The sequence below is a fragment of the bacterium genome (assembly GCA_021108215.1).
In the GTDB taxonomy this organism is placed as follows: Bacteria; Oederibacteriota; JAAXVQ01; order JAAXVQ01; family JAUVAV01; genus JAIORK01.
In genome coordinates, this window is the sequence record JAIORK010000019.1 from 1 (window position 1) to 26,532 (window position 26,532).

30 protein-coding genes and 1 other RNA gene are annotated in these 26,532 nt (G+C 45.7%); 27 read left to right on the forward strand and 4 right to left on the reverse strand.

Features of this window, described 5'->3' with window-relative positions; genetic code table 11:
* From K8S19_03900 to K8S19_03980, 17 genes are all read left to right on the forward strand, one after another.
* Positions 1–1,591 (forward strand): FG-GAP-like repeat-containing protein (locus K8S19_03900; GenBank protein ID MCD4812817.1); only part of this gene is annotated, 1,591 nt, incomplete at its 5' end.
* 354 nt (positions 1,592–1,945) lie between these two features.
* Positions 1,946–2,509, forward strand: a complete 564-nt coding sequence (locus tag K8S19_03905) for a hypothetical protein (GenBank protein MCD4812818.1) — start codon at positions 1,946–1,948, stop codon at positions 2,507–2,509.
* Between the two features lie 119 nt (positions 2,510–2,628).
* Entirely contained in the window at positions 2,629–3,096 is a 468-nt protein-coding gene (gene tsaA, locus K8S19_03910; GenBank protein ID MCD4812819.1) for a tRNA (N6-threonylcarbamoyladenosine(37)-N6)-methyltransferase TrmO, read from the forward strand.
* Positions 3,097–3,107: 11 nt separating this feature from the next.
* Positions 3,108–4,040, forward strand: a complete 933-nt coding sequence (locus K8S19_03915) for a YafY family transcriptional regulator (GenBank protein ID MCD4812820.1) — start codon at positions 3,108–3,110, stop codon at positions 4,038–4,040.
* 56 nt (positions 4,041–4,096) lie between these two features.
* On the forward strand, positions 4,097–4,738 hold the full coding sequence (locus K8S19_03920) for a GyrI-like domain-containing protein (protein MCD4812821.1): 642 nt from the start codon (positions 4,097–4,099) through the stop codon (positions 4,736–4,738).
* A gap of 181 nt (positions 4,739–4,919) precedes the next feature.
* Positions 4,920–5,336 carry a bacteriohemerythrin gene (locus K8S19_03925; GenBank protein ID MCD4812822.1) on the forward strand — a complete coding sequence of 139 codons (417 nt, stop codon included), beginning with the start codon at positions 4,920–4,922 and terminating at the stop codon, positions 5,334–5,336.
* A gap of 334 nt (positions 5,337–5,670) precedes the next feature.
* Positions 5,671–6,543, forward strand: coding sequence for a M28 family peptidase (locus K8S19_03930; protein MCD4812823.1), 873 nt, complete (start codon positions 5,671–5,673; stop codon positions 6,541–6,543).
* Between the two features lie 209 nt (positions 6,544–6,752).
* Positions 6,753–7,337: a DNA-3-methyladenine glycosylase I gene (locus K8S19_03935; protein MCD4812824.1), complete on the forward strand. Its 585-nt coding sequence runs from the start codon at positions 6,753–6,755 to the stop codon at positions 7,335–7,337.
* The gene (gene purE / locus K8S19_03940) at positions 7,330–7,830 is read left to right on the forward strand and encodes a 5-(carboxyamino)imidazole ribonucleotide mutase (GenBank protein ID MCD4812825.1); all 501 of its coding nucleotides are present in this window, start codon (positions 7,330–7,332) and stop codon (positions 7,828–7,830) included. The genes K8S19_03935 and purE overlap by 8 nt, the downstream gene beginning before the upstream one ends.
* Positions 7,831–7,845: 15 nt before the next feature.
* Positions 7,846–8,652, forward strand: a complete 807-nt coding sequence (locus tag K8S19_03945; GenBank protein MCD4812826.1) for an alpha/beta hydrolase — start codon at positions 7,846–7,848, stop codon at positions 8,650–8,652.
* Positions 8,639–9,286, forward strand: coding sequence for a zeta toxin family protein (locus K8S19_03950; GenBank protein ID MCD4812827.1), 648 nt, complete (start codon positions 8,639–8,641; stop codon positions 9,284–9,286). The genes K8S19_03945 and K8S19_03950 overlap by 14 nt, the downstream gene beginning before the upstream one ends.
* 105 nt (positions 9,287–9,391) lie before the next feature.
* Entirely contained in the window at positions 9,392–10,483 is a 1,092-nt protein-coding gene (locus K8S19_03955; GenBank protein MCD4812828.1) for a T9SS type A sorting domain-containing protein, read from the forward strand.
* 166 nt (positions 10,484–10,649) lie between these two features.
* Positions 10,650–10,946: a GIY-YIG nuclease family protein gene (locus K8S19_03960; protein MCD4812829.1), complete on the forward strand. Its 297-nt coding sequence runs from the start codon at positions 10,650–10,652 to the stop codon at positions 10,944–10,946.
* Positions 10,947–10,966: 20 nt separating this feature from the next.
* Positions 10,967–11,116 (forward strand): FAD-dependent oxidoreductase, encoded by a 150-nt coding sequence (locus tag K8S19_03965; protein ID MCD4812830.1) that lies wholly within the window; start codon positions 10,967–10,969, stop codon positions 11,114–11,116.
* A gap of 95 nt (positions 11,117–11,211) precedes the next feature.
* Positions 11,212–11,514: a Dabb family protein gene (locus K8S19_03970; protein MCD4812831.1), complete on the forward strand. Its 303-nt coding sequence runs from the start codon at positions 11,212–11,214 to the stop codon at positions 11,512–11,514.
* A 28-nt stretch (positions 11,515–11,542) separates the two neighbouring features.
* Complete coding sequence (locus tag K8S19_03975) at positions 11,543–11,938, forward strand: DUF4112 domain-containing protein (protein MCD4812832.1); 396 nt, start codon at positions 11,543–11,545, stop codon at positions 11,936–11,938.
* Between the two features lie 204 nt (positions 11,939–12,142).
* Positions 12,143–12,661 (forward strand): heme NO-binding domain-containing protein, encoded by a 519-nt coding sequence (locus tag K8S19_03980; protein MCD4812833.1) that lies wholly within the window; start codon positions 12,143–12,145, stop codon positions 12,659–12,661.
* A gap of 54 nt (positions 12,662–12,715) precedes the next feature.
* Here the strand turns inward: K8S19_03980 and K8S19_03985 are convergent, their stop codons facing one another.
* Positions 12,716–13,288, reverse strand: a complete 573-nt coding sequence (locus tag K8S19_03985; protein ID MCD4812834.1) for a DUF2141 domain-containing protein — start codon at positions 13,286–13,288, stop codon at positions 12,716–12,718.
* 208 nt (positions 13,289–13,496) lie between these two features.
* Here K8S19_03985 and K8S19_03990 point away from each other — a divergent pair, with 208 nt between their 5' ends.
* The 9 genes from K8S19_03990 (at position 13,497) to K8S19_04030 (ending at position 22,334) form a co-directional block, all read left to right on the forward strand.
* Positions 13,497–13,997: a hypothetical protein gene (locus K8S19_03990; GenBank protein ID MCD4812835.1), complete on the forward strand. Its 501-nt coding sequence runs from the start codon at positions 13,497–13,499 to the stop codon at positions 13,995–13,997.
* Between the two features lie 214 nt (positions 13,998–14,211).
* Positions 14,212–15,027 carry a Flp pilus assembly protein CpaB gene (cpaB, locus tag K8S19_03995; protein ID MCD4812836.1) on the forward strand — a complete coding sequence of 272 codons (816 nt, stop codon included), beginning with the start codon at positions 14,212–14,214 and terminating at the stop codon, positions 15,025–15,027.
* Between the two features lie 53 nt (positions 15,028–15,080).
* The gene (locus K8S19_04000; protein ID MCD4812837.1) at positions 15,081–16,031 is read left to right on the forward strand and encodes a pilus assembly protein N-terminal domain-containing protein; all 951 of its coding nucleotides are present in this window, start codon (positions 15,081–15,083) and stop codon (positions 16,029–16,031) included.
* A 6-nt stretch (positions 16,032–16,037) separates the two neighbouring features.
* The gene (gene tadA, locus K8S19_04005; protein MCD4812838.1) at positions 16,038–18,134 is read left to right on the forward strand and encodes a Flp pilus assembly complex ATPase component TadA; all 2,097 of its coding nucleotides are present in this window, start codon (positions 16,038–16,040) and stop codon (positions 18,132–18,134) included.
* Between the two features lie 3 nt (positions 18,135–18,137).
* On the forward strand, positions 18,138–19,034 hold the full coding sequence (locus K8S19_04010) for a type II secretion system F family protein (GenBank protein ID MCD4812839.1): 897 nt from the start codon (positions 18,138–18,140) through the stop codon (positions 19,032–19,034).
* Positions 19,035–19,041: 7 nt separating this feature from the next.
* On the forward strand, positions 19,042–19,929 hold the full coding sequence (locus K8S19_04015; GenBank protein ID MCD4812840.1) for a type II secretion system F family protein: 888 nt from the start codon (positions 19,042–19,044) through the stop codon (positions 19,927–19,929).
* Between the two features lie 11 nt (positions 19,930–19,940).
* Entirely contained in the window at positions 19,941–20,561 is a 621-nt protein-coding gene (locus tag K8S19_04020) for a sigma-70 family RNA polymerase sigma factor (GenBank protein MCD4812841.1), read from the forward strand.
* A complete protein-coding gene (locus K8S19_04025) occupies positions 20,558–21,529 on the forward strand; it encodes a hypothetical protein (protein MCD4812842.1) in 972 nt (323 codons plus the stop codon). The genes K8S19_04020 and K8S19_04025 overlap by 4 nt, the downstream gene beginning before the upstream one ends.
* 166 nt (positions 21,530–21,695) lie before the next feature.
* Entirely contained in the window at positions 21,696–22,334 is a 639-nt protein-coding gene (locus K8S19_04030; GenBank protein MCD4812843.1) for a hypothetical protein, read from the forward strand.
* Between the two features lie 204 nt (positions 22,335–22,538).
* Here the strand turns inward: K8S19_04030 and K8S19_04035 are convergent, their stop codons facing one another.
* From K8S19_04035 to ssrS, 3 genes are all read right to left on the reverse strand, one after another.
* Positions 22,539–23,321 carry a TIGR00282 family metallophosphoesterase gene (locus tag K8S19_04035; GenBank protein ID MCD4812844.1) on the reverse strand — a complete coding sequence of 261 codons (783 nt, stop codon included), beginning with the start codon at positions 23,319–23,321 and terminating at the stop codon, positions 22,539–22,541.
* Between the two features lie 58 nt (positions 23,322–23,379).
* Positions 23,380–24,936, reverse strand: a complete 1,557-nt coding sequence (gene rny / locus K8S19_04040; protein MCD4812845.1) for a ribonuclease Y — start codon at positions 24,934–24,936, stop codon at positions 23,380–23,382.
* 775 nt (positions 24,937–25,711) lie between these two features.
* A non-coding RNA gene (gene ssrS, locus K8S19_04045) (6S RNA) lies at positions 25,712–25,894 on the reverse strand.
* Positions 25,895–26,332: 438 nt separating this feature from the next.
* On the opposite strand from ssrS, the gene K8S19_04050 reads away from it, so the two are divergent.
* The coding region (locus K8S19_04050) for a hypothetical protein (GenBank protein ID MCD4812846.1) at positions 26,333–26,532 on the forward strand (200 nt) is incomplete at its 3' end.

A 26,532-nucleotide genomic window follows, 5' to 3' on the forward strand; every position in this document is an offset into this window, starting at 1 on the left:
GTATCATGGCAGCAGCTCAGGGCTGGAAAATACAGCTGCCTGGACAGCCGAGAGTAATCAAACGAATGCACAGATTGGCATATCTGTGGCAAGTGCAGGGGATGTAAATGGGGACGGATATAGTGATGTGATCGTGGGAGCTTATTGTTATTCCAATGGCGAGAGCTATGAAGGCCGTGCTTATGTGTATCATGGCAGCAGCTCAGGGCTGGCAGGTGCAGCAGCTTGGACAGCCGAGAGTGATCAAGCGGTTGCATATTTTGGCGTGTCTGTGGCAAGCGCAGGCGATGTAAATGGAGATGGGTATAGTGATGTGATCGTGGGAGCGCGCGATTATGGCAATGGCGAGAATAATGAAGGCCGTGCTTATGTGTATCATGGCAGCAGCATAGGACTGGCCGCTACAGAGAATTGGACAGCCGAGAGTGATCAAGTAAACGCACGGTTTGGCATATCTGTGGCCAGTGCCGGAGATGTGAATGGGGATGGTTATAGTGATGTGATCGTAGGAGCGTATCGTTATGACAATGGCGAGACAGATGAGGGTTGTGCTTATGTGTATCACGGCAGCAGTGGTGGACTTTCAGGTACAGCTGCCTGGACAGCCGAGAGTAATCAGATAGATGCTAGGTTTGGCTATTCAGTGGCAAGTGTCGGGGATGTGAATGGGGACGGGTATAGTGATGTGATCGTGGGAGCGCATGCGTATGACAATGGCGAGACAGATGAAGGCCGTGCTTTTGTGTACTATGGTAATGATACTGCCGGTCTGTCAATGATCCCTCGTCAGGCCAGAGCTGATGGTTCGCAATTAATCATGCCTGTGGGAATGGCTTCAGATTTGTTAAGCAATACAGCTTTTCGTGTGCGTCTCTTTGGCCGTTCGACCCAGGGCCGTATCCGCGCCAGATTGCAGGTGCAGATCGCTGAGTCAGGGCAGTCCTTGATATCAGGAACAATGCACACGCAGGCAGGGTATATGGATTTGAATGTTACTGGTACTGAAGTGGACTATCAAGTCAGTGGTCTTACAGCTCATCAGGCATATTATTGGCGAGCCCGGCTGCTTTATGATCCAGCTCAGGTAAGCACCGGACAACTACACAGTCCGTGGTTCAGGATTTCCAAAGGCAATCTGGAAGGAAACGCTGATATGCGAACCGGACCAGAACCTCCTCCCACAGCCACGCCGACGATAACACCTACCTCGACTACAAGTCCAACAGTCACATTGACAGCAACAATAACACCTACCGCGACTACGAGTCCGACAGCGACGATAACTCCAACCGCGACCCAAACTTCAGGTTTGGCCAACATAGACCTGAAAGGCAAGGCCGTGCTGGCCTATCCCAATCCCACGCAAAATCAGATGAAATTTTTAATGCATTTGGACAAAGCCACAGATGTAGAAATAAATATATATAACCTGACTGGTGAACGTATTGCCAAGCTCAAGGAAACGATTCCAGCCGGTCGAGGACAAGTGCTTGTCTGGAATTGCGCGGATATCGCACCGGGTATTTATCTGGCCAAAGCCTATTTTGGCGGCGAAGAAAAACAGACGATCAAGCTGGCGGTAGTGGAATAGGGGATATGGCTAATTAATAAACTATATTGATATTTAAAAATTTCAGGACATATAAAATTATTAAATAATTCATATAACATGCAATTGGTTTTGTACTGCTCCCCATTTGTTAATGGGAGCAGTATATTTGTAAAGAAGTATTAGTGATTAAAAAGTAAATTCCTATTGGTTTTTGCTTTAGCGGCTTTTTTTGTTGGATTTGTAAACCGCTATTTTATGTGATATATATAGGGAGATTCATTTTCAGACTATTTAGTTTTACGTCTTTTAATTTGTATTCCAAATCAAGAACAAGGAGGTGAAGTGCTTCATATTTGGAAATAAACAACTATCTATTATTCGGAGGGGTAAAATATGAATAAGTTTATACTTGGGATTTTTGGTCTGGTTTTAACTGGATTTATTATTAACGGTTGTTCTTCGGGTAATCCAACAGCACCGCAGGTTGAGGAGCCAACTGCCATAGTTAGTGCACAAGCAGCCGGGCTCGGCGCCATTATTGAAACAGAAATGAAAGCAGTTATGGTATTTCCCCAATACGCACAGTTTACAAATATGTTTTTTAGAGCAAATGTGTGGTACGATAACAATGGCCGTATGACATTCATACGATTGGAAAATATGTTCGGGCCGATTACTGCCCGATTTGTCATTGCGCAAGTCCAATCCCTATTCACTAATTATTACGCCCCTTCACCGGTTTCCCTTACGGATGCGAACGGTCAATGGGGCACCATGTCGGCAACCTTAAAAATTGGGGTCCATGCGGACGGTAACATCATCTATGTCCGACAGGAAAACAGCAGTTACACGAATATTTTCTGCTATGACATATATTCGCAGACAGCTGATTCATCCCGCCATACATCTTATCCCATCCCCTCACCGTCGCCAACACCAGTCGTTAATACTCAATAATTTGGTTGTTTGACCGGAAAGACCTGGGTTATAAACCAGGTCTTTCCGGTAATTTTTTCGAGTTGTCGCGTGCCGGGCATCCGAGTCCCAAGCGCTATAGTCGGTGGAGGTTTTAAAACATGAAATTTGAAATGAATCAAATAGGAACAATATTTTCACCCTACAAAGCGAAAGAAATGTGTCCCATTCAAGGGACGGCTGCGCCGGAAGGGAAAGGCCGGGTGGAAGTGTTCCCGGAATATGCGGCAGCATTGGAAACAATTGAAACTTTTTCGCATATCATTCTTCTTTATATTTTCGATAGAGCCGGAGAAATAAAGTTATCCCGGCCAACCTTTCTGGATGATGCACCACACGGTGTTTTTGCTTCGCGCCATCCCTGCCGGCCAAATGGCATTGGACTGTCAATTGTGAAGCTGGAGCAAATGAAAGAAAATATTTTAGAAGTAAGCGAGATCGATATTTTAGACCAGACACCTTTGATTGATATCAAACCGTATATTCCTCAATTTGATTTTCGGGAAAAAGCCAATAATGGATGGACGGAAAAAAAAGAATTACACGAAAAACCCATAGACCGGGAGTAAATGCGGGAATTATGCGACTGGATCGACTATTATCCATCATTATCATGCTGCTCAACCGCCGCCGGGTACAGGCAAAAGAACTGGCTGATTATTTCGGTATTTCAGCGCGGACTGTCTACCGGGATATTGACGCGATTAATCAGGCGGGCATTCCCATTGTTTCTTTTCAAGGCAATCAGGGCGGACTGGGGATTGTGGATAATTATAAATTAGACCGGCAGGTATTGACTTTGGAAGATATGGGGACGATTCTTTCTACCCTCAAAGGGATTAATACTACTTTTAAGGACAAGCAACTGGATAAGGCGATTGAAAAAATTCATGCGCTGGTGCCGGATGAAAAGCAGCGGCAAATTGAGGAAAAACTTCAACAAGTTATTATTGATGTCCTGCCGTGGGGTTTTAGCGAGCGGAAAAAGCAAAACCTTCAGATTATCCAAAACGCTATTTCATGTAATACACTGATTCGTTTTTTGTATCGTGACAGTAAGGGTAAAAAGGGAATCCGGACAGTCGAACCCATGACGCTGATTTTTAAAGCCTATACCTGGTATTTGTTTGCTTTTTGTCAATTACGCAAAGATTTTCGATTGTTCCGATTGAGCCGTATAAGTCGTATTAAAACAAGCACCAAAAAATTTATCCGCAAAGTTGTTGATTATAAAGAGTATGAAGAAAATAGTCAGAAGATACAAAAGATGGTTGATTTGGTTTTGGAATTTTCCCCGTACGCAAGATACCAGGCTGAAGATTATTTTGAAGAAAAACAATTGACGATTCAAAGGGACGGTTCGGTCATCGCGCGTATGAGCATCCCGGAAGATGACTGGATTTATTCTATGTTGTTGAGTTATGGGGAAAACATGAAAGTTATTTCGCCGCAACGGGTCAGGAAAACACTCCAAGAAAAAGCAAAAAAAATAGTTGCTCGTTATCAAACATGACATAGGGTTGTCATCATCACGCTGTATGCTGAATGAAAAAAATGCGGAGGGATGACATGTTGAAAATTGTTGTTATTGTCGGAAGTGTTCTTGTGGTGCTGGGAATTGTAGCAGTGCTGTTTATGCTGAAGGGACCGGATTTGTCGAAATACAAGTACTTGCAGGACCCGCGAATTGCTGTTTTACCGGATGTCAAAGTGATGGAAATTCCGTTTGAAGTATCTTCAGACGGATTGGGCGGTGTATATAAAGCTTTATTTAAAACTTACTTTAAATTGAAAGGTGTGCCCAAGGGTCCTGGAATGGAATCCCCGGCTGCCAGATACGAAAATGCCCTGGATTTTGACATGGACACAAAAGAAAGAGAAACTGCTTTTAAAAATATAATCTGGAAAGGATCAGCCGCTATTCCTCTGTCGGAAACCATCAGCGCTCTGCCGGCAATAAACAGCCAAGATAATTTCATCCCCCGTCTCACAACCTGGAAGTATGGAGAAACCGCTGAAATACTGCATATCGGGCCGTATGAAAAAGAAGCGCCGACAGTTAATAAGTTGTGTGCTTTTATCAAGGCGCAAGGTTATGAAATATCCGGACTCCATGAGGAAGTTTATTTACGCGGTCCGGGCATGCCGTTTAGCAAACCGGAAAATTATCAAACAATAATTCGTTATCCGGTTAAAAAAACAGCAGAGTAAAGTCAAATGAACAGAGATAGGGGCAATAGTGTTTTGCTCCTGTCTCTGGTTTTTGATTCTGCCCGCCGATTGGTGCCAACCGGGTGTAAGCGTTGATTCTTTCTTCGCCGGCTGTCAAGTCATGCTGTCGTGTTCCGATAGTATCCGTAGAGTGAAACAATCCTCCGGGAGGACCGTTGGCATGAATGTTCAGGATATTATTTATTTACGCTGGCTGGAGGAATATTCGATCGGGAATGGCGCTATTGATAATCAACATAAAAAAATTGTGGTAATCATTAATCAGCTCTACCGAGCGGTCCGCCGGGATGAAGGTGAGCGGGTACTGGCGGAATCACTGGGATACCTGATAGATTATACGAAACAGCATTTTGCTACGGAAGAAGCGATATTTCAGGGAACTGATTTTCCTGAAATAGAAGCGCATTTGCAGCTGCATACGGAAATGACCGCCCGTACCCTGGAAATACAGAAGACCTTTTTTTCCTTCAATGAGGACAACTCCCTGGAATTACTACATTTTCTCAAAGAGTGGTGGTTTCACCATATTACTGGAGATGACCGGAAGTATATCCCGTATATTCAAACAAGCGCTTGAATTTAGTTGTTCCCCCGGAATGTCGCAGTCTGTGGATTTTTATACTAGACATATTGCACACAAAAATGTACAATTTTACAAATTATCAAGGTTATCTATTTTTTTTATGTAAAGGCAATTAAAATAAGTACCAAAGTCATGAAGTGATAAGTGATTAGTGTATATAAAAATCAACACACAATAGTTCTTGGAGATTCTGTGCTCAGAAATTTTTTAGTGGAAAGTGCAGGTATCTTGAAATAAAAAATTGAAAAAGAGAGTGTTAAGCGTTTTAGTCACCAGCGATTACCAGTGAATGACGCCACACTTTCTGTTTTTTTTTTGAAAGGATGTTATGCTTGTAATTGAGACGGATTTATTAAAAAAGCATGTCACAGCTTTAGTGAGTATTCAACCGCCCAGGAATTATGCCAATCAAATTTCTCTAAAAAAAACCGGAGACTATTTATTCCGGGAATTCGAAAAATTGACAGATCAGGTTCAGGAACAAACCTACGAGGTGGAAGGACACTATTACCGGAATATTATTGCTTCTTATGGCAATCAACCGAAAAAACGGGTGGTGGTGGGTGCGCATTATGATGTTTTTGGAACATCACCGGGTGCGGATGATAATGCCAGCGCAGTGGCCGGTATGCTCGAGTTGGCGCGCATCCTTTTTAAATATAAACCAACACTTGATTTTCAGGTCGATTTTGCAGGCTATACACTGGAAGAGCCGCCGTTTTTTGCGTCCGAATGTATGGGATCTGCCGTGCATGCCAAATCGCTTCAGGACCAGCATGTCGATGTGAAACTGATGATTTGTCTTGAGATGATCGGGTATTTTACTGAAAAATCGGGAACGCAAAAATATCCCTTTCCGGAAATGAAAGCGACGATGCCCGGTCAGGGTGATTATATTGCCCTGGTGACATTGAATCGATATGAAAATTTGGCAGATCAGATGCGTATGGCGATGAAAAAAAAGATGACACTGGAAGTTCAAAAAATAGTACTCCCGGTCTCCATTACGGGTGTGGATTTTTCAGATCACCGTAATTTTTGGCAGCGCGGGTATCCGGCGGTGATGGTGACGGATACGGCTTTTTATCGGAATCCCCATTATCATAAGGACTCCGATACAATTGAAACCCTGAATTTTGATAAAATGGCGGAAGTGGTCCAGGGGGTTTATCAGGCAATTATTGACATGGCATCAGATTAAATTGCTTTGACAGTGTGATGGTTTAGGATGAAAATTCACACTTTGTTAAGCCATGGCCGGGCTGCTTTATAGGCTTGTTCAGATCGTTGTAGCTTATCACCCCCTCCATTTAAACAAAAAAACCGTTTGGCACCGATGATGCCGATTGTTATAATGCAGTCCGATTTGTCAGGAATACAGGCGTGTTGTGCCTGCGCCGGAGGGACTGGATTTTGGAAAAGCATCGCTGTGCCTGGGCGCAAGGGGAGTTCTATCAAGCTTATCATGACAACGAATGGGGGGTTCCCCTGCACGATGACCGCAAGCTTTTTGAAATGCTGATTTTGGAAGGCGCACAAGCCGGACTTGCCTGGATCACGATTCTAAAAAAACGCGCAGGATACCGCAAGGCGTTTGATGATTTTAATCCGGAAAAAATTGCCCGCTATTCGAATGAAAAAAAGACGCAGCTATTGGCTGATCCGGGTATTATCAGGAACCGTTTGAAAATAAAAAGTGCAATTCAAAATGCCGGGAATTTTTTAGAGGTACAAAAAGAGTTTGGGAGTTTTGATAATTATATCTGGCAATTTACGGACCACAGAATTATTCAAAATCGATTTGCGTCTGTAGAACAACTGCCGGCTAAAACCACGGAATCGGATGCGATGAGCCGCGATCTTAAAAAACGCGGATTTTCTTTTGTGGGCAGTACCATCTGTTATGCCTACATGCAGTCAATCGGCATGGTCAATGATCATGTGACAGACTGTTTTCGTTATCCGGAATTAATCGAAGGAGAGATAAATGAATAAAATCCAGGTCGCGATTGTCATGGGGAGCGCTTCGGACAAAGAAACAATGCAAGAAGCCGCCCGGATACTGAAAGAATTTGAGGTGTTGTTTGAGATGCGTATTATGTCCGCACATCGCACACCGGATACGGTGCATACATTTGTTCGATCAGCAGCGGAGCAGGGAGTAAAAGTTTTTATCGCCGGTGCCGGCAAGGCGGCGCATCTGGCCGGCGTGGTGGCCTCAATCACCACACGTCCGGTGATTGGCGTACCCATGACCACGTCCGATTTGGGCGGCCTGGATTCTTTGCTCTCGACAGTACAAATGCCGCCGGGTATTCCGGTAGCCACCACGGCCATTGGAAAATCCGGCGCGAGGAATGCAGCTTTGTTGGCGATTGCCATGTTGGGTTTGGCGGATGACAGTCTGGCGGAAAAACTGAAGATTTTTCGGGAAGCACAGGCCCAGGCGGTGGCAGCTGCGGACAAAAAACTCCAGCAGGAACTCTGACGGAGGATACGCATTATGGATAATCTTCGATGCTACGGTGAGCCGCCTTATTCGGTTGTTTTGGTTCATGGCGGGCCGGGAGTGGCGGGGACCATGGCACCTGTGGCGCGGGAACTTGCCGCCAGGTATGGTGTATTGGAGCCTTTACAGACAGCAGCGTCTGTGACAGGACAAGTGACGGAACTCAGGGCACAGATCGCAAAATATGCCGCCGGGCCGGTTGTTCTGATTGGGTCTTCCTGGGGGGCAATGCTGGCGTTTGTGTTGGCGGCCAAGCATCCTGAGATGGTGGCTAAATTGGTGCTGGTGGGAAGCGGGGTCTATACGGAATGCCATGCCCGGCAAATTGAGGCAACCCGGTTTGAACGTTTGACGCCGGTGGCAATGCAAACTGCGTACCGTTTGATGGGTCAGATCAACCAGGCGGATTCGGATCAACAAAATAATTTGTTTGCTCAGTTGGGGAAGATTTTTACTCAGACAGATGCCTATGATCCTGTCACACTGGACCTGGAATGGACACAAATCCGGTATGATATTTACAAAAAAGTTTGGCCTCAGGCAGTTGCTTTGCGCAGGCAGGGCGACTTTTTGAAATGGGGACGCCGGATACAATGCCCGGTGATTGCGCTGCATGGTGATTATGATCCCCACCCGGCGGCAGGTATTCATGAACCGCTGGCTGCGGTGGTGCGGGATTTTCAATTTATATTGTTGGAAAAATGCGGTCATCTTCCCTGGATTGAGAAGCAGGCCAAGGCAGTGTTTTATCAGAAGGTGAATGAAATAGTGGATGCGCAGGGATGGGATGGAAAAAAATAAAAGTTATAAAATTTTAGATCAAGTGGCAGCCTTGCTCCGCCAAAAAGCAGCCGGGACACAGGCGCCTTATCTCATTGCCATCGGAGGTCCTGGGGGCAGCGGGAAATCAACTTTTGCCCGGCAGCTGGCAACAACACTCGGTGAGGCGGTTATTTTGGGATTGGATGATTACAAAACTTCACGCGATTTTCGTAGAAACGCCGGGGTTTTTGGGCCCCATCCGGATGCCAATAAAATGGATCTGATCAAAGCACATCTGGCGGTTTTGAAAAGGGGAAGTGAGATTCAAAAACCGATTTATGATAAAATCGCCGGCGATGCATTGCATACAGAGCGTTTTTCTCCGGACGTGTATACCCTGGTTGAGGGCGAGGTGGCGACCTACCCGCGTTTTAAAGCATTGATTGATTTTTCCATTTATATTGATTCCGGACTGCTTACGCAATTAGCAGCCCGACTGGGTCGCGACAGACGCGACCGGGGGCATTCCAAGGAAAAAGCCGCGCAAAATTTTTTACACAGCAATCTACGCGAATTTCCCGCTTATGGTGCGCAATCCAGGCATTGGGCGGATGTGCGTCTTTTTTGCCGTGAGGATTATTGTCTGGAATGGGAGCCGCAGCCGGCAGGATAGACCGGTTGGGGATCGAGACCCCGGATGGTGTGTTTTTAACCTTTGCAGGTTTTGTAGAATATGACATACTGGATGCATTATTGAATAAACCGAGGTGACGGATTTATGAAAAAATCACTCATGCTAGCTGTTTTTTTAGGGGTTGGTTTCCCGCAAATGATTTTGGCGGCGCTGGACAGTGTTACGGTAACTGCGACGAATTACGAGACCAATGCCATGAGTAATTATAGCGCGCATTGCACCGCAAGCACACCCAGCGCAAATGTCAGTATTGGTGATATTCTTGTCTTCGGTTTTCCTGCAGGCTATAATATTAGCGCCGTTGTGGCCGCCGACGTGACTGTGAACGGAACCAATGCCACCACTATTGTTGTGAATGGAACTGATTTGGATATCACCTCGCCGGTAGCGATTGACCTGCTAAGCGGCTTGCCAATGGATATAGATATCATCAATGCGCACGTTCAAAATGCTTCTACTGCGGGGAATTATACCATCACAGTTGATACGCCAAATGATTCGGGGAGTGACGATGTGACGCTGGATGATCCGCCCACACCAACATTTACCATAACCCAGACGGCAACCCCGACCCGGACGGCAACCCCGACCCGGACGGCAACCCCGACAAGGACTGTGACACCTACCGGGACACGGACAGCGACGAGAACTCCGACGGAGACAGCAACGCCTACATTTTCAGCCACGCCATCAGTCACCCGGACATACACATCCACCCCAACTGCGACGATTACCCTGACACGGACGGTAACCCCGACGGCGACCATTACAAGGACTGCTACAATTACTCAAACCAGAACTACGACACCGACGATTACACCGACGATTACCAGTACACCGACGACCACGGTGACCAGTACTTATACAGCTGTTCCGCATTATGTTAATCCGGGTGAGGTCATGAGCTATCCTTCGCCTGCCAAGGGTGATGCGGTCTATTTTTATTACCGCACACTGGATGCCGTCAGCGTAGAGATCCAACTCTACAATGTCCTTGGCGAAAAAGTGACTGTTTTGGAATCGACCCATGATACCGCCGGATCACACCGGACAACCTGGGACATCCGTGCAGCAGCACCGGGAATTTATTTCTATCGTCTGAAAATGACGGAACAATCCGGGAAAGTCTACATACCTAAAATTCGTAAATTAGTGATTATTAAAAGTCAGCACTAAACAAACAGGGATCATTCCAGGCAACCTTTGTATCTTGCAACTATAAAAATAAGAAGCATACCATGAATAAAAGGAAGCGGCGGTCGGCTGAAGAAGCGATTTGTGCGCCGGGGTTGCGGAGTGTTGGCATCGCCCTAAAAAGAATGCCGGACATGGGGTTTGGGAAATGAAGGTTTGCCAAAAACGTTATTTTGTTTATATGCTGCAATGCAGGGACCAAAGTCTTTATACAGGATATGCGGTTAGTCTGGAGGGCAGGATGGAGCAACATCGTCACGGCAAAGGGTCGGCCTATGTCAGGTCGCGGATGCCGTTTCAACTGGTGTATCAGGAAGTGTTTTTAACCCGGCAGGCAGCCATGCAGCGCGAAGCCGGGATCAAGCAATTGTCGCGGAAAAATAAATTGGCGTTGATTAAATCTGTGGAGCAGTGCGAAGGAAGGCTGTATGAAAAAGCGAAGTGAAAATGTGGTGGTAGGGGCCCTTGGGCGGTTTGATCGCCGCCAACCTGTTGGTCAAACAAGGACATCAAGTGACCCTCTTTGAGGCCAATGACAGGGTCGGCGGTTATATTTCCGGGTTTGTTCCCGGTGCCGTGATAGGTGGATGTCTGGCAGCAAATCACATCGGATAATCCGGCCCGGTGTCGTGTTGATTAATTGCTTTATTTCGGGGGAAATCAGCGTAGACTACGGTGAGCAACCAAATTTTAACCTGGAGGAATTGGATATGGTTAAACATGTTGTGATGTTTAAGTTAAAAAAAGAGGCGGAAGGTATGCCCAAAGCAGTCAATGTGGAAAAGTTTAGAGCTAAATTGGAAAAATTGAAAGATCATATCAGCAGTTTATTGAGTTGTGAGGTTGGCGTTAATATCTCTGATCAACCTACATCCTATGATATTGTTTTGAATACGGAATTTAGAAGTCTGGCGGATTTGGAAACGTATCGGGACCATCCTGAACATCAAAAAGTGGTGGCCTACATCAACACAATTTGTGAAAATCGGGCGGTGGTTGATTTTATTCTTTGAGACCGGGCAGCGGGAGGCGGTGAGGAGTTTGGAAAAGACCAGGGAAGTGCTGCATTTAAAATCCATGCAGCGTCTGCAAACATTGTCCGGACTACTGGATAGCTGGTTTGTAATTCCGGGGACAAGGATTCGTTTTGGATTTGATGCACTGCTCGGGTTGATTCCGGTCGCGGGGGACGTTGTCAGTCTGCTGGTTTCACTGGTGATTTTCCGGGAAGCCCTTTCACAGCGTGTTTCGCGAAAAATTCTGTTGCGCATGTTGGGTAATTTTGTTTTTGATGCGGTCTTGGGAAGCATACCGATCGCCGGGGATGTTTTTGATGTTTTTTCCCGGGTCAATTTAAAAAATTTTAACCTGCTATTAAATGAGGTCGGGCTTACGGCAGAGGACCTGGTGTCTCCTGAATTTCGAAATTCTAATTAATAAAATTATGGTCCTGGATATCGGGGGTATCATGCCTGTAATTTCGGTAAATAATCAATATTTGATGGGCAGGTATTCCTAATAGTAATAAGAATGATTACAAGTTGTTTTTTTATTGTATAGGTAGTTAATTGCTTGAAAAGCAGGATAGGGCGGATATAGTATAGAAACAAATAAAATGAAAAATACTTTCGGAGGTGAATTGTGAAAGGTACTATTGTAAAATGTTTGCAGGAACTTGTGAAGGAAAAATTCGGGCAGGACAAATGGGATGCCGTTGTGGCGAAAGTGCCGGACATGCCGAAAGTGATTTTATCGATTTCAGACATTGATGACAGCAAAGCAATGAAAGCCATACAGGCAACCTGCGAAGTTTTGAATATTACCCTGGAACAGGCGGCAGATGCATTCGGTGAATACTGGATGACAGTCTATGCGCCTAAAAATTATCCTGTTTTTTTCAATAAAAATAAAACTGCCAAGGATTTTATTCTTTATATGGACCGGGTACATGATACCGTGACAAAGAGCATGGAAAATGCGCATCCTCCCAGGTTTGCGTATGAATGGAAGGATGATAAAACCCTGCTGTTTAATTATTCATCGCAGCGAAATATAATCGTTATTGCCGGCGGCCTGATTAAAGGGGTGGGGAAGTATTTTAATGAAGAAATTAAAGTCACCAAGCTTTCTGAATCTCAACTGGAAATCGTTTTTAGCTGAGTATCGTGCCATGCGAACACAATGGGCGGTCACGTGTGGAGCCGAGATGGGTTTTTACAGATAGGTTGTATTAATCAGGATTATCATTTTTTTTGTGTTGAAATCAAAACGGGCATCATGATATTTGGGAGGGCCGAAAGAACCTTTGGCATCCCGGGAGACACCCAATCCCTCTTTGGGCATGCCGATCCAATTGGTATTGATTTTATTATCTTTGTTTTCATCATGCCAGATGCTCACGGCATAAGAATCCAGGGGGAGGTTCTCAAAAACAGCTTCGGTTTGAGTGGGCGTGATGGGAACGATTAAATTGCGCAAAGCATTTTTGCCGCCTACGGGAAATCCATCCGGTTTGTTGAAAATGGAGACCTTAAGATTTCCCCGGTCATTTCGCAGTTGTTTGATCTGAACAATTAAAGTGCCTTTGGTTCTCTGATCTTTTTCAGTGAGCAAAGGTTTTTCCGGTTGGATGGAATTGAGTGTGACCTTTTTTTTCGGTGGGGAACTGGAAATGGTGTTTTGTTCCGTCTGTTCCGGCATCACGGTGGGGTGGACTCCTTTTTCTGCAAATCCCAATAAGGCCGGGACAATGACGAAGAGGCCGACGAGACAAAAGCGTTGCAGCATAAGGATGCTCCTTGGTATGATTGGGAATAGTATGGAAACGGTACGAATGATTTATCTTAGCAGTCTGATGTGGAAACCGTCAAGCGTTGAAGTCAAAAGTCGGTTTTTGAGTAGGGAAGGCAGCCAAGATAGTGCGGAAACGCTATAGTTTTTAACTATTGGCAACGGATATGCCGGGTATAAGTAATTAAAAAAAGGCGGTTCGGTAATGATGAAAAAAATATTTTTTTTGATGGTGATACTGCTGGGGGCGTGTCACAAACAGATGGTTCCCCAAAATGAGGATATGGCGATTGGAATTGCCAATCTTTTTCTCAAGGAGCTGGCTCACGGGAATTATGTGGAAGTTTATAAAACATATATGGATGACAGTATTAAGCAAGAATCCCGGAATTCCTTGGAAGGGCTTGAAGATTACTATTCAGAGTTACAAGAACGTTATGGACCCATGAGCAAGGCGGTTTTTGATGCATTTCAAGGTGTCCCAGGAGAAAATGCACTGCAATTATTTTATAATATTACTCATGAAAAAAAAGGTGTTATTGTTTATCATCTTGTGCTGGCAGGAGATGCGGATCGCGGTTACAAGGTGAAAATTCTTGATATAGGAAACCACCATCTGTATCCCTCCACGATCGGTCAATACCCGGATATCAAGCGTATGCGCAAGGTTGGGGTTGTAGAAGTTGAACTTGGACTCTCCAAATAAATATCTGAAAAATAAAAAAAAACATGATTGGATGCATGGATTTATTGAAAAAACCGTCAAATAACAGTAGGTGGGTCGGCATCCCCTTGACCGGTGGAAATACATTTTGAAAAAGGCTTGAAAATAGGGTATAACCTTACGTTTGGGTTAGGGAAGAGAAAAAACCTGTAAATGGTGTTGAGTTTTTTCAGCAATTTGCTGTCTAGGAGGGTATATGAACAGACAAATCGTTATCGCGTTATTATTGGCAATGGTAGCCGGATTAATGACCTATTATTATATTTCCGAGAAAGAGGCGGCCATTAAGGCGGATATTACTCCGTTGAAGGTTCTGGTGGCTAAAAAACCAATCAGTCGAGGAACGGTTCTTTCCGGGGACAAGGTTTTGATTGACGAAATTCCCGGTGCTTATATCATGCCTGGCGCGATTGCCGCAGCCACCCGGGAAGAAGTGGTGAAAATGTGGAAGGATTATAAAGGACAGTTTGCCGTTGTGCCCATTTCTAAGGGTGAACAAATTTTGCCTAACAAGCTTTCGAAGCTTTTGCCGGGTTTTGCCGCGATTGTCCCGGAGGGGATGCGGATTGTATCGCTGGCATTTGATCCTGCAGCAGCCATCGGGGGGCATGTTAAGCCCGGGAACCGGGTGGATGTGATTGCGACATTTGAGCATGAATACAAAAAAGCCAAGCGCATTACATCGGTTGTGATGTCTCAAAATGTGTTGGTAACTGCAGTTGGGAATCAGACAGCCACGGAAAAACCAGCGCTGCAAAGCGGGAAATTAGAGCGGGGCACAGGATCGATATCGGTTTGTCTGGCAGTACCACCCGAAGATGCGGTTCGGCTGACCCTGGCAGAAAAAGAAGGTCAGTTGAAGCTGGCTTTGCGGGCAGTGGGGGATGAAAATCGACTGAATTTTACCGATCAGAATTTAGGAACTCTTTTAGGTCCTCTGATGAAGGTGCGGCGTGAAGAAATTAAACCTGCAAAGCGGCGGATTCAAATAATCCGTGGATTGCAACCGTAAACGTTCAGGGTGGTCGTATGACGAGGATGATGTATATCGTGAGGAGGAATTTTATGAAAAAAATGATTGTCATTGCAGTGGTTTTTATTCTTTGTGCGATGTGTGGAACCAATGTTTTTGCCGGCAAAGATATTAAAATGACTATTGGCAGTGCTCAGGTTGTCAGCGTCCGCTCTCCGGTGCGAGTGGCCATTGGCAATCCCGAGATTGCCGATTTGAAGCAAATTAGTGAGAAAGAATTGTTGATCAGCGGCAAAGCGGTCGGGTCGACCACGTTGATTGTTTGGTATCGCAGCGGCCGAAAGAAAATTTCCACGATTTTTGTAACAGCGGGTAAAGCAGAGCAGACCATGATTCAGGTGGATGTTCAGGTCATGGAAATTTCTAAAACCAAAGGGATGAATCTCGGTCTGGATTGGGAAGGACTGGTTGGTTCCGGCAGCAATCTCAGTTTGGTGGAAACGACCAGTCCTTTAAAAGCAATTGGTGTGCTGGAGCGCGGCAAGCTGGACCTGATGCTCAAACTGCTGGATGAGACCGGGAATGCTAAAATACTTGCACGCCCCAAGCTTCTAACCCTTTCCGGCAGAAAAGCCAGTTTTTCATCCGGCGGTGAAATACCCGTGTCAACGGTGAACGCAACCGGTGCGGTCAGTGTGGAATGGAAAAAATACGGCGTCAACCTGGATATTTTACCCACTGCCGGCAATACCGGTGCGATTAATGTTGATATTCGCGCAGAAGTTTCAGATGTGGATTATTCCTATCTGGTACAGGGGAATCCCGCGATTAAGACACGCTGGGCCTCGACCGTGATCCATGTCAAACCCGGAACGACCGTTGTGATTGGTGGACTCATTCAGGAAAAAAAGCAAATTTCTCATCAGGGGCTGCCCCTGCTTTCAGATATTCCTATTTTGGGGTATTTGTTTAAATCCACCCGGCTGATCCGCGAGGAGTCGGAATTGGTTATTTTTGTTACCCCCCATATTGTAGGACGGTAAGGAGTGATGATGACCGGAGAAAATGCAGGACGCATTATCTGTATCCATGGCGGAAAAGCCGGGGAAGGTAAAAGTTTTCTGGCCCAGAACCTGGCCGCAGTGTTGGCCCGTCAGTATGAAAAAGTACTGTTGTTTGATATTGATTTTCAGGGGAGGGCTGAGCATAAAATTCGTGGAAATTTTTCGCCGGGCAATACCCTGGCGGATATTGCGGGGCAGATTTCTCAATTTGATGAAAACACGATTCACGGTTATTTTCCGGTCACACCGTCAGGCGTGACATTGGCAACCCTGGCGGATTCGGAACAGGCGGCCATGGGTGTGGCAAGTCAGCAGATTTTGAAAGCATTGCAGCTGTTTTGTAAGGCGTATGATGTGATTATGATTGATGGCTTGCAGGGATGGGATGCGTTGACATTGAGCGTTTTGGATATGAGTGCGATCAGCCTGTTGGTTTGTTCACCCGATTTGGTAGGGCTGAAACAAGAACGCATGGAGATCATGAAATACCGTGAATTGAAATTTCCTGCAGCCAAGATTGGACTGGTGTTGAACCGCGCTGACGTGGCTGATGCTCTACAAAAACAGGATTTGGAAAAAACCCTTTCCGGGCATTTGGTGCTGGCGGCATTGCCTTTTGAGAGCCATGCTACCGAAGCGTTGAATCAGCATACGGAAATTGTAACGCTTTTTCCCAATGCAGCCTATACCAAAGCACTCAAGGGATTGGCCAAGACTTTGGAAATGAGCGCAGGGCGTCAGCTGTCCGAAGAAGCAGAAATATCCGAATCAACGGCCAAGGTTAGTGCGACGGCAAAGATCAACCGGATTGAAATCAAGGAACGGATTCATGCGCTGCTGCTTGACAATTCTGAGATAAAAGCCATGGCATCTGAGGCATCCCGCACCCAAGCCAGCCAGGCAGTTTTGCGTGAAAAAGTTGAGGCGGTTGTTACGTCTTTAATGGCCATGGAGGCTCCCGAACTAACCGTGCGCGAAGAACGGGAACGCCTGGTCCAGGAAGTGGTGGATGAGGCGTTGGGATTGGGCCCCTTGGAGGATCTGATTCGGGACCCGAAGGTCACGGAAATCATGGTGAATCATAAGGACCAAATATATGTTGAACGCTCAGGAAAACTCGAGCTGTGTGAAAAACATTTTTTGAGTGATAAACAATTAATGACAGTAATTGAGCGAATTGTGGCGCCGCTGGGTCGGCGGATTGATGAAAGTCAACCGTATGTGGATGCACGGCTGGCTGATGGTTCGCGTGTGAATGCCATTATACCACCCTTGGCACTCAAAGGTCCGTCATTAACAATCCGGAAATTTTCCAAGCAGCGTTTGACGGTGGATGATTTAATTACATTTGGCTCCCTGACAGAGGAGTGGGCCGCTTTTTTAGGTGCGTGTGTCATGGGGAGAAAAAACATGGTGATTTCCGGAGGGACGGGTTCGGGTAAGACAACCCTGTTAAATATTGTTGCTTCTTATATTCCGGATAATGAGCGTATTGTTACGGTGGAAGATGCCGCTGAGCTTAATCTGCCCCAAGCGCATGTGATTACGCTGGAATCGCGACCAGCCAACATCGAAGGCAAAGGTGCTATTACCATTCGTGATTTGGTGCGCAACTGCCTGCGTATGCGGCCTGACCGTATTGTAGTAGGCGAGTGCCGCGGCGGAGAGGCATTGGATATGCTCCAGGCCATGAATACCGGTCATGATGGTTCTTTGACAACGGCGCATGCCAACTCACCCAAAGATACTATTTCACGTTTAGAAACCATGGTACTCATGTCCGGGATGGATTTGCCGGTTCGCGCCATTCGCGAGCAAATTGCAGGGGCCGTGCATTTGGTGGTTCAACAATCAAGATTGCAGGATGGTTCGCGCCGCGTTACCGAGATATCAGAGGTGACAGGGATCTCAGACGGTCAAGTTGTCTTACAGGATATTTTTAGTTATAAGCAGACCGGGTTGGATAAAAATAAAAAAGTTATCGGCACTTTCCAGGCAACCGGTTATGTACCGCCTTTTGTAAAAGAGTTGGTGGTACAGGGCATTGAGATTGATCCACGTATTTTTAAGAAAAACAGGTGAAGTATGGCATGGATTGAGGGAATGAAATATTTTAGTATCGCATTGGTTTTTTTTGCGGTGTTTATTGTGTTCAGCCGTCCTGGAACGAAAAAAAATGCCGGAAAAATGGGGTGGTGGCGGAAAGTATTCAAACGCCTCGGTCGTTTTTCACCAGCGTCGACCGCAGCAACAGCGAAGCAGCAAGGTCGGTTGAAAAATAAACGGTATCAAACGCTGGGTACGCTGGCCGGCGCACTCGTGGGAGTGCTGTTGGCTGGGGGAGATATGTATGATCCGGTGACGTATCTGGCAGCATTGATTCTGGCCGGCGCGGGATATTTATCACCGGGATGGGCGGGAATTGTTCTTGAGGCACAACGAAAAAAAGCGCTGGATCAGCAATTGCCCGATGCGCTGGAATTGATCGCCAACTCTTTGCGCGCGGGATTATCCTTGGTTCAGGCGTTGGAAGTGGTTGCAAAAGAAGCGCCCCTGCCCATTCGGGATGTTTTTCGTGAAGTTCACCGGGATTGCCGTCTGGGACTCTCGCCTGAAGATGCGCTGGAAAAACTTCTAAAACGCTGGAAAAATAAGGATTTGGAATTGTTTGCCGTCGCTGCCGGGGTTTCCCTGCGTACTGGTGGTAATTTGGCTGAGGTGATTGGGCGGATTGTAGGGACTGTTCGTGAGCGCTTTCGGCTGAAGGGGCGCATTGCTTCGTTAACCGCGCAAGGCAAGCTTTCCGGCTGGGTCGTTGGATTACTGCCATTTTTTTTGCTGATTGCATTAAGTTTGATGGATCCGGATTTGATGAGCTGTTTTTTTCATCATCCGTTGGGAATCGCTATGTTGGCGGGCGGTTTGATTATGGAATTGATTGGTGCATTTTTTATCACTAAGATAACCCGGATCGATACGTGAGGTCGCTATGTTTGAATGGATGATTCCAATAATTATTTTTATTGCCGTATTTATGCTGGTGTATGCTTTTCAGACCGTCATGCGGGCGGCACGGCTCCGTCGGCATGCAATGGTGATCGCAGATATGGCGGACCAAAAGGATGATCAGGCGGCAAAGCAACGCCCTTTGGAAAAATTATTTTTTAGAAGTCTTCCGGTTATGGCGGCCGGACAGAAGAAAATGGTTCCGGTTGCATGGGGAATCGGTGTGGAGAAAAATCTGGCGATTCTTCCGAAATGGTCAGGGCGTCCGGCAGCCGAGTGGCTGGTTGTCAAGGAATTAAGTTTTATCGGTGGACTGCTTTTTGGAAGCGCGTTGGGCGCCGGAGGTGTGTATACGTTTTTGATTGCGGGGGTTGCTTTTTTTCTTCCGGATTTATGGTTGCGGGAGAAAAACCAGGCCCGGAGAAAGGGTGTGATGCGCGAGCTGCCTGATACACTTGACTTGCTGGCATCTTGTATGGAAGCCGGTCTGGGGTTTGAACAGGCGGTGGGCATCATTCTGGAGCGCAGTCAACCGGGGTATCTGTATCAGGAATTAAGTGAAATGATGCGCGCGATTCGAATGGGGTTATCACGGCGTGATGCTTTAAAAGGCATGGGCGAACGGGTTGATGATTCTGATTTTACAACATTTGTGACCGCATTGATCCAGGCGGAAAAATTAGGTGTTAGTGTCGCAGTTATTCTTAAGCAGCAAGCGGAACAGCTGCGGATCAAGCGTTCCCAGCTGATTGAAAAACAGGCGTTGGAGGCACCGATTAAATTGCTCTTTCCCTTGATTATTTTTATTTTTCCGGTTGTTTTTATCATCCTCTTTGGCCCGATTGTGATTCGGTTCATGCAGGGATTTTGACGTGGCAGCGCATGACTGAGAAACAGGTGTTGGATTCCGGGTTTGTTACAATGTCCGAAAAAGAGATCATTGTTCGCTGCAAGCAGGGTGATTTGGAGGCGTTTAATACTCTTATCAGCCGATATGAGAACCGGGTGCTTAATCTTACTCTGCGCTATCTTCGCGATTATCAGGCTGCACTGGATGAGTCGCAGGAAATATTTATAAAAATATTCCGAAAAATTAAAAAATTCCGTGAAGAATCGGCGTTTAGCACTTGGCTCTACCGGGTTACCACCAACCATTGTTTTACGGTTTTGGGCAAGAAAAAACGTCACATGAAAACCCAAAATGCAATTTCGCTCGATGAAGCATATGAAAAAAATATGAAGGATGTTATCGCAGATCCGAAAGCCAAACCACCGGATGATCAATTATTCGCCGATGAATTCAATCGAAAAATTCAAACAGCGATTGTCCAGTTGCCGGATAATCAACGCCAGGCAATCATATTATGTCATTATGAGGAATTGAGTTACAATCAAATTGCTCAAGTATTGGATATGCCGGTGACCAGTGTTTCGTCGTGTTTGTACCGGGCACGTCAGCAATTGAAGGATTTATTATCCGAAAAAGGAGGGAAACCAAAATGAATGATAAAATGATGGCCCGGTTTTCTGCTTATTTGGATGGTTTGGGGACAGTGCAGGAACGTCAGCAGATTGAGAAAATCATCGCTGAAGATCAGGCAGCGCGGCAGGTTTTTGAAGAGATGCGTACATGGACAAAAACGCTCGATATGTCGAAACCTCAAGCAGTTCAGGCACCGCCTGAATTACGGCAGGGGATTATGGCGCGTCTGCGGAAAATCGGACCGGGTGGTCCGGATGCTCCGGCCGGCGGTCCCGGTGGATGGCTGGGGAATCAATTGGGTATCTATCTGGTCGCAGGTGCCGTCATGGTGGGGATGACCGGGTTATTGATGTATTACGATCATCAAAAACAGGTTTCATCTGCGGTTGAGATAAACGCGGCTTCCCATCAACTCAAGGATGGGCAAACGCAAAGCAAACATCGTCAACCCCAATATCGCGGTGAATTCGAGGCAGACACCCGGCAGGGTGTTTCCCCGGATGCGGTTCAATCATTTTCCGATCATCGTCAGGCAATCTCCGGGGGAGCCTATCAGGGGGATGTATATGTGTCCGGTTCCGGCCGGAATCTTAAAACCGGAGGTTTCGGAGTGTCTTCGGGTGCCGGGCGTGAATTGGATATGGTGGATGTTTCTGCCAAAGTGCGTCAGACATTGGGGTTGGAATTGTCTGACGTTTGGGGAAAAAATAAAATTGAGTCGGTGCTTCAAGAAAATAACCTTTCAGATCGCTATGTGCCGGATGAAATAGTACTGCTTGCTCAAAAAAATAATTTGCACCCCGGACTGTTTATTGCAGCATTGACCAATGCGGATGCATCCACACCGGAAGTAATTGCAGCACAAATACGTCACTCGCTCAACCAAACCGTTGGTCAAAAAGAAGAAGCACGCCTGCTGGCAGTCATGGAAAAGCTGGATGCAGATAAAATGCTGTTCAAAAAATGGCAGGCAATCATGCAACAATGATCGCCTGATGAGTCATACTGGATTTCAGATGTTTAATGCCCCTCACCCCTCACGGAGGCAGGTGCCTCCATATTATTCAAAAAAAATAAAAAAAAGTGCATGGATTTTAAAAGAAATTAGTCCAATCCCTTAGCTGGAAAAAATCTATTTTAAGGGGGATTGTTTCATGATGTTTAAAGTTGGATCGCAAAGGTTATACGGCAGTATCATGGCAGTGATGATTGTGGCGGGGCTTGGTTCTGCAGGGTGGGCCAAAACAAAGTCTGATACCGGAAAAATCCGTACTACGACCGGCAGTATTACTCAGTTAAAGCAGGATGTCGTCGTACTCCAAATCAGCAAGCAGAAAACACTGGCAATCAAACTTTCAGATCACATCCGGGTTTATCAAGATGTGGTGAGTGACCGCAAATCAGTGGAAGTCTCTTCCGTGGTACGGGTAAGCGGTCAGGGAATGGGTGATGAGCTGTTGGCGAAAAAGATGGTTGTTTTGTCGAATGATGAAAAAATGAAATTTCAAAAGAAAATCAAATCCGGAACACCGTATGGTGAAAAAATGCAAAAAACCGAGATCAAAGCACAGGTGATTGCGCTTGAACCGTTGATGCTACAAAATTGGGTCAATCAAAAAATTAAAGTGGCTTTTACAAAAAAACATGAAATTATTAAACAGGGCAAAACCGATCGTGCAGCATTGGAAGTGGATCAAAAAGTAAAAATCAGTTATCGGGATTCAAAAGACGGTTTGCTGGCGGAAAAAGTGGTTATTCTTCCTGCGAAAGTGAAAAAAAGCGTAAAAAAATAAAAATCCACGGGTTTACACCCGTGGTATTTTTGTCGAGAGATGTTCGCCTTTGGCGATATTTTCACTTGCTTCATCGATGGACTTACCCGGCATTCGCCGGGTAAGTCCATCGTGTTCGCACTAGCACGATAAATTGTCATGCGTTTTCAATAACCGGTCATTGCGCGGGAGCAGCACGCTGTTGCTTCCCGCAATGATTTGGGTTTATAAAGATTCCTGGATTCGTTCAATTTTTAAGGCTTTACCGGTTGCGGGGTCGGCTTCAATAAAAACGCCGTTCAACCAAGGATTGCCGGTTGCCGGTGAGAAGCGGGAAGGTGTTTGATAAAGAAAGCGATGAATGGCATCTTCTTTTTTTACACCGATCACTGAATCACGGCCGCCGGTCATACCCGCATCAGTTAAATAGGCGGTCCCATTGGGCAGGATTTCTTCGTCGGCGGTCTGAACATGGGTATGGGTTCCAATAACCGCAGTTGCCAGACCATCCAAATACCATCCCAAAGCTCTTTTTTCTGAGGTGACTTCGGCATGGAAATCAACCAGGATGATCGGTGTTTCTTTGCGCATTTCATCTAACAGGGATTTTCCCAGCGTGAATGGATCATCCAGATTATGCATGTAGACCCTGCCTTCCAGGTTGAGCACGCCAATCTTTGGTGCGCCCAGTTTGGGCTCATAGATCCCCCAACCGCGACCGGCAGAACCTACCGGATAGTTTGCCGGGCGTAAAATACGGCGATCTTTTTCGAGTGTTTCCATGATTTGCTTTTTATCCCAGATATGATTGCCTGAGGTCAGCACGTCGATGCCGGAGGAAAATAATTCATCGGCAACTGCGGCAGTCAGTCCAAAACCGCCGGCGGCATTTTCTCCGTTCAACACAGTAAGATCAGGTTGATAGGTTGATTTGATTTGGGGAAGCAATTGTCGGGTAACTTTGCGTCCCGGTTCACCGATCACATCGCCGATAAAAAGAATTTTCATAGGATTCTGTCACCTAAAACGTAGGGGCGGGGTAACCCCGCCCCTACAAATTAATTTATTATTTTGCGTATTCAACTGCCCGGGTTTCACGGATTACGGTGATCTTGATTTGACCGGGATACTCAAGTTCTTCTTCGACTTTTTTAGAAATATCCCTGGCAAGTAAGATCGCATCTTCATCTTTTACACTGTCTTCCTTTACCAAGATGCGCAATTCGCGGCCGGCTTGAATTGCATAGGCCTTGGAAACACCGGTAAAGGAAAGAGAGATATCTTCAAGCTTTTTAAGCCGTTTGATATAGGTTTCTATATTTTCACGTCGTGCACCCGGCCGGGAGGCGGAGATGGCATCCCCGGCCTGTACCAGCACTGCTTCCAAGCTCTGGAATTCAACCTCACCGTGATGGGCGGCGATGCAGTGGACCACAGAAGGCGGTTCATTATATTTGGTTGCCAGATCAGCGCCGATTTGAGCATGTCCGCCTTCGACTTCATGGTCAATCGCTTTACCGAGATCATGCAGCAAACCGGCGCGGGTGGCAAGATGAATATCGCAGCGTAGTTCCGCCGCCATGGCGCCGGTAAGATGGGCGACTTCAATAGAATGCTGTAGGACATTTTGGCCGTAGCTGGTGCGGAAACGAAGCCGGCCCAAGGTACGAATAACTTCCGGGTGGAGTCCGGTAACACCGGTATCCAGCATGGCCCGTTCGCCGGATTCTTTGATGACCTGGTCTACCTCGGTTTTCGCTTTGGCAACAACATCCTCAATCCGGGCAGGATGAATACGACCATCTGTCAGGAGTTTTTCTAAAGCGACCCGGGCAATTTCCCGGCGTACAATATCAAATCCCGAGATAATAACTGCTTCCGGAGTATCATCGACAATCAGATCCACACCCGTGGCCTGTTCCAAAGCACGGATATTCCGGCCTTCCCGCCCGATAATGCGTCCTTTCATTTCATCGCTGGGGAGCTGGACCACGGAGATGGTATTTTCAATAGTATGGTCTGAAGCATTGCGTTGAATCGCCATGGTGACAATGCGTTTGGCCTTGCGTTCTGCGTTTTCTTTGGCATCTTCTTCTATCTGCCGGATAAGCCGGGCCCCGTCATGCCGGGCCTCATTGGTCATGGTCTCAATCAGCAATTTTTTGGCGCTTTCCGAGGTCATACCTGAAATAGTTTCTAATTTTAATTTCTGTTCCTCGATTTGAGTGTCAAGATTGTGTTCTTTTTCCTGGATGGCTTTTTTATTGGTTGCCAGACCTTCTTCACGACCCTGAAGTTCTTGATCCCGTCTGTCCAAACTATCAATTCTGCGATCCAGAGTTTCTTCTTTTTGAAGAAGCCGTTTTTCAAGGGTTTGTAATTCTTGCCGGCGGCCTTGGGTTTGTTCTTCAAATTCCTGTTTATCACGGTAAAGCTTATCTTTGGCATCCATCGTCAGTTCGAGTTTTTTAGTTTCAATCTCTTTTTCAGCTCGGGCCAGGATGTTTTTTGCCTGAACTTCAGCAGTGGAGAGTTTCTTTTTTGAGGTTGATTTATAAAGAAAATAACCAGCAATCAAACCAATAACCAAAAATGCAACAGACAATACAATAGGTAATATCATGGTGGAAAAGCCTCCTTATGCGAGCCAGAGGCAAAAAGGAATAGTACTGGAAGATTTTGGAAAAAGGATGAAAATATAAAAAATTATAACGCATCAGACATTCAAATGGGTTATAGCAAACGACCTCGCATGACATGTAAATTGATGCGTAAATTTATTTTCAACGACTTCACCCGTATATTTTCATTTTTCCTGCAAAAAAACCAATTTTGGTATTTTTGCGTCCTTTTTATCTGCTCGCAATATATATAATCCGCCTATAAGGTCGGTTGAAAATAATTATAATCGCATCATTTAGGCATGTCAAGGAACAAAACTTATAAAAGTAATAATCGGTCAGTTCGTATGCGAATGAAATATCGGGTACCTGAGCTGATTATTGAGCCGGTCAAAGCAGCCGAAGTAGGCGGAGGGATATTCGTTTAGTTTGTTTGTTCGTTTCGACAGGCTCAGTGAACTATTTTTGTCCTGCTTGTCCTTGCTTGCGAGGGAGATGTTCGTCCTGCTATAGAAAGTGGCAGGATAAAATGGCAGTGTATGCATGCAGTAATGAAATGGAAATTATCGTGCCAGCGCGAACACAATGGGCAGCCTGCCCGGCGAATGCCGGGTAAGCCCATTGATGAAGCGAGTCAATACCGCCGAAGGCGAACATCTCAGGACAAAAATACCACAGGCGTCAAGTGTGGATATGAGCGGATAAATTATATAGCATGCATATTAAGCCTGTGGATTTTTATGCAAGACGTGATATATTAATTTAATTATAGCAAAAAAAATACCCACGAAGCCGTGTAAAGCCCCTCTAACTGAACCTGTATGTTCAGGTGGGGGCCAAAGGACCGGAATTGGCTATCCCTCTGGAAGAAGGAAGACACTTTCACCGGTGAGAAACAGCCCCCGAGTTCATTGCATTGGTTCTAGATTGGCAGCTTTATCACCAACACCGCAGGTACTATATAAATAGCATAACTTTAGGAGCATTGCAATCGTATGTCTTATACCTTTTGGTTGCTTGTTCTGTAGGGGAATTAAAGGGATTGGGTATTTTTGCCAAGCAGGGGTTATTGGGTAGTCACTCGTTTGTTTTTAAAGTTTTGTTTAAGTACGACCAAGCGTTTTCAGTAATCTTTTCAGGCTATTTTACTTGAACATTTATCCACGACTGGGCTATACTAGAATAAGTTTTGATATTTTTTGTTCATTATTTTGTATAGCAGGAATAAAATCGATTTATATAAAAAATCATGATGAAATACTGAATTTGTTTTTTATATAAATATGTATAATAGTTTAAAAAATCAGGAACCGGTTACTGTATAAAAAAGTCTAATTTTTATAGTTTAATATGTTTATAAGAAATAATTGCATTTCAAGCAACTTAATGGGGAAAAGAATGCCAATTATTAAAATAATAAAATTTTGTATATTCGGTATTCTCTTTTTAGGTGTTGCGTCCTCTGCTGTATGGGCGGCAACACCGACATTTACAGATACGCCAACGCATACACCAACGTATACACCAACGTATACACCAACGTATACACCAACGCATACACCAACGCATACACCAACGCATACACCAACGCATACACC

Excerpts from the sequence above, each read along its gene's own strand:
- K8S19_03905 (MCD4812818.1), top strand. The coding sequence starts at position 1,946 with ATGAATAAGTTTATACTTGGGATTTTTGGTCTGGTTTTAACTGGATTT.
- tsaA (MCD4812819.1), top strand. The coding sequence starts at position 2,629 with ATGAAATTTGAAATGAATCAAATAGGAACAATATTTTCACCCTACAAA.
- K8S19_03915 (MCD4812820.1), top strand. The coding sequence starts at position 3,108 with ATGCGACTGGATCGACTATTATCCATCATTATCATGCTGCTCAACCGC.
- K8S19_03920 (MCD4812821.1), top strand. The coding sequence starts at position 4,097 with ATGTTGAAAATTGTTGTTATTGTCGGAAGTGTTCTTGTGGTGCTGGGA.
- K8S19_03925 (MCD4812822.1), top strand. The coding sequence starts at position 4,920 with ATGAATGTTCAGGATATTATTTATTTACGCTGGCTGGAGGAATATTCG.
- K8S19_03930 (MCD4812823.1), top strand. The coding sequence starts at position 5,671 with ATGCTTGTAATTGAGACGGATTTATTAAAAAAGCATGTCACAGCTTTA.
- purE (MCD4812825.1), top strand. The coding sequence starts at position 7,330 with ATGAATAAAATCCAGGTCGCGATTGTCATGGGGAGCGCTTCGGACAAA.
- K8S19_03945 (MCD4812826.1), top strand. The coding sequence starts at position 7,846 with ATGGATAATCTTCGATGCTACGGTGAGCCGCCTTATTCGGTTGTTTTG.
- K8S19_03950 (MCD4812827.1), top strand. The coding sequence starts at position 8,639 with ATGGAAAAAAATAAAAGTTATAAAATTTTAGATCAAGTGGCAGCCTTG.
- K8S19_03955 (MCD4812828.1), top strand. The coding sequence starts at position 9,392 with ATGAAAAAATCACTCATGCTAGCTGTTTTTTTAGGGGTTGGTTTCCCG.
- K8S19_03960 (MCD4812829.1), top strand. The coding sequence starts at position 10,650 with ATGAAGGTTTGCCAAAAACGTTATTTTGTTTATATGCTGCAATGCAGG.
- K8S19_03970 (MCD4812831.1), top strand. The coding sequence starts at position 11,212 with ATGGTTAAACATGTTGTGATGTTTAAGTTAAAAAAAGAGGCGGAAGGT.
- K8S19_03985 (MCD4812834.1), bottom strand. The coding sequence starts at position 13,288 with ATGCTGCAACGCTTTTGTCTCGTCGGCCTCTTCGTCATTGTCCCGGCC.
- K8S19_03990 (MCD4812835.1), top strand. The coding sequence starts at position 13,497 with ATGATGAAAAAAATATTTTTTTTGATGGTGATACTGCTGGGGGCGTGT.
- cpaB (MCD4812836.1), top strand. The coding sequence starts at position 14,212 with ATGAACAGACAAATCGTTATCGCGTTATTATTGGCAATGGTAGCCGGA.
- K8S19_04000 (MCD4812837.1), top strand. The coding sequence starts at position 15,081 with ATGAAAAAAATGATTGTCATTGCAGTGGTTTTTATTCTTTGTGCGATG.
- tadA (MCD4812838.1), top strand. The coding sequence starts at position 16,038 with ATGATGACCGGAGAAAATGCAGGACGCATTATCTGTATCCATGGCGGA.
- K8S19_04010 (MCD4812839.1), top strand. The coding sequence starts at position 18,138 with ATGGCATGGATTGAGGGAATGAAATATTTTAGTATCGCATTGGTTTTT.
- K8S19_04015 (MCD4812840.1), top strand. The coding sequence starts at position 19,042 with ATGTTTGAATGGATGATTCCAATAATTATTTTTATTGCCGTATTTATG.
- K8S19_04020 (MCD4812841.1), top strand. The coding sequence starts at position 19,941 with ATGACTGAGAAACAGGTGTTGGATTCCGGGTTTGTTACAATGTCCGAA.
- K8S19_04025 (MCD4812842.1), top strand. The coding sequence starts at position 20,558 with ATGAATGATAAAATGATGGCCCGGTTTTCTGCTTATTTGGATGGTTTG.
- K8S19_04030 (MCD4812843.1), top strand. The coding sequence starts at position 21,696 with ATGATGTTTAAAGTTGGATCGCAAAGGTTATACGGCAGTATCATGGCA.
- K8S19_04035 (MCD4812844.1), bottom strand. The coding sequence starts at position 23,321 with ATGAAAATTCTTTTTATCGGCGATGTGATCGGTGAACCGGGACGCAAA.
- rny (MCD4812845.1), bottom strand. The coding sequence starts at position 24,936 with ATGATATTACCTATTGTATTGTCTGTTGCATTTTTGGTTATTGGTTTG.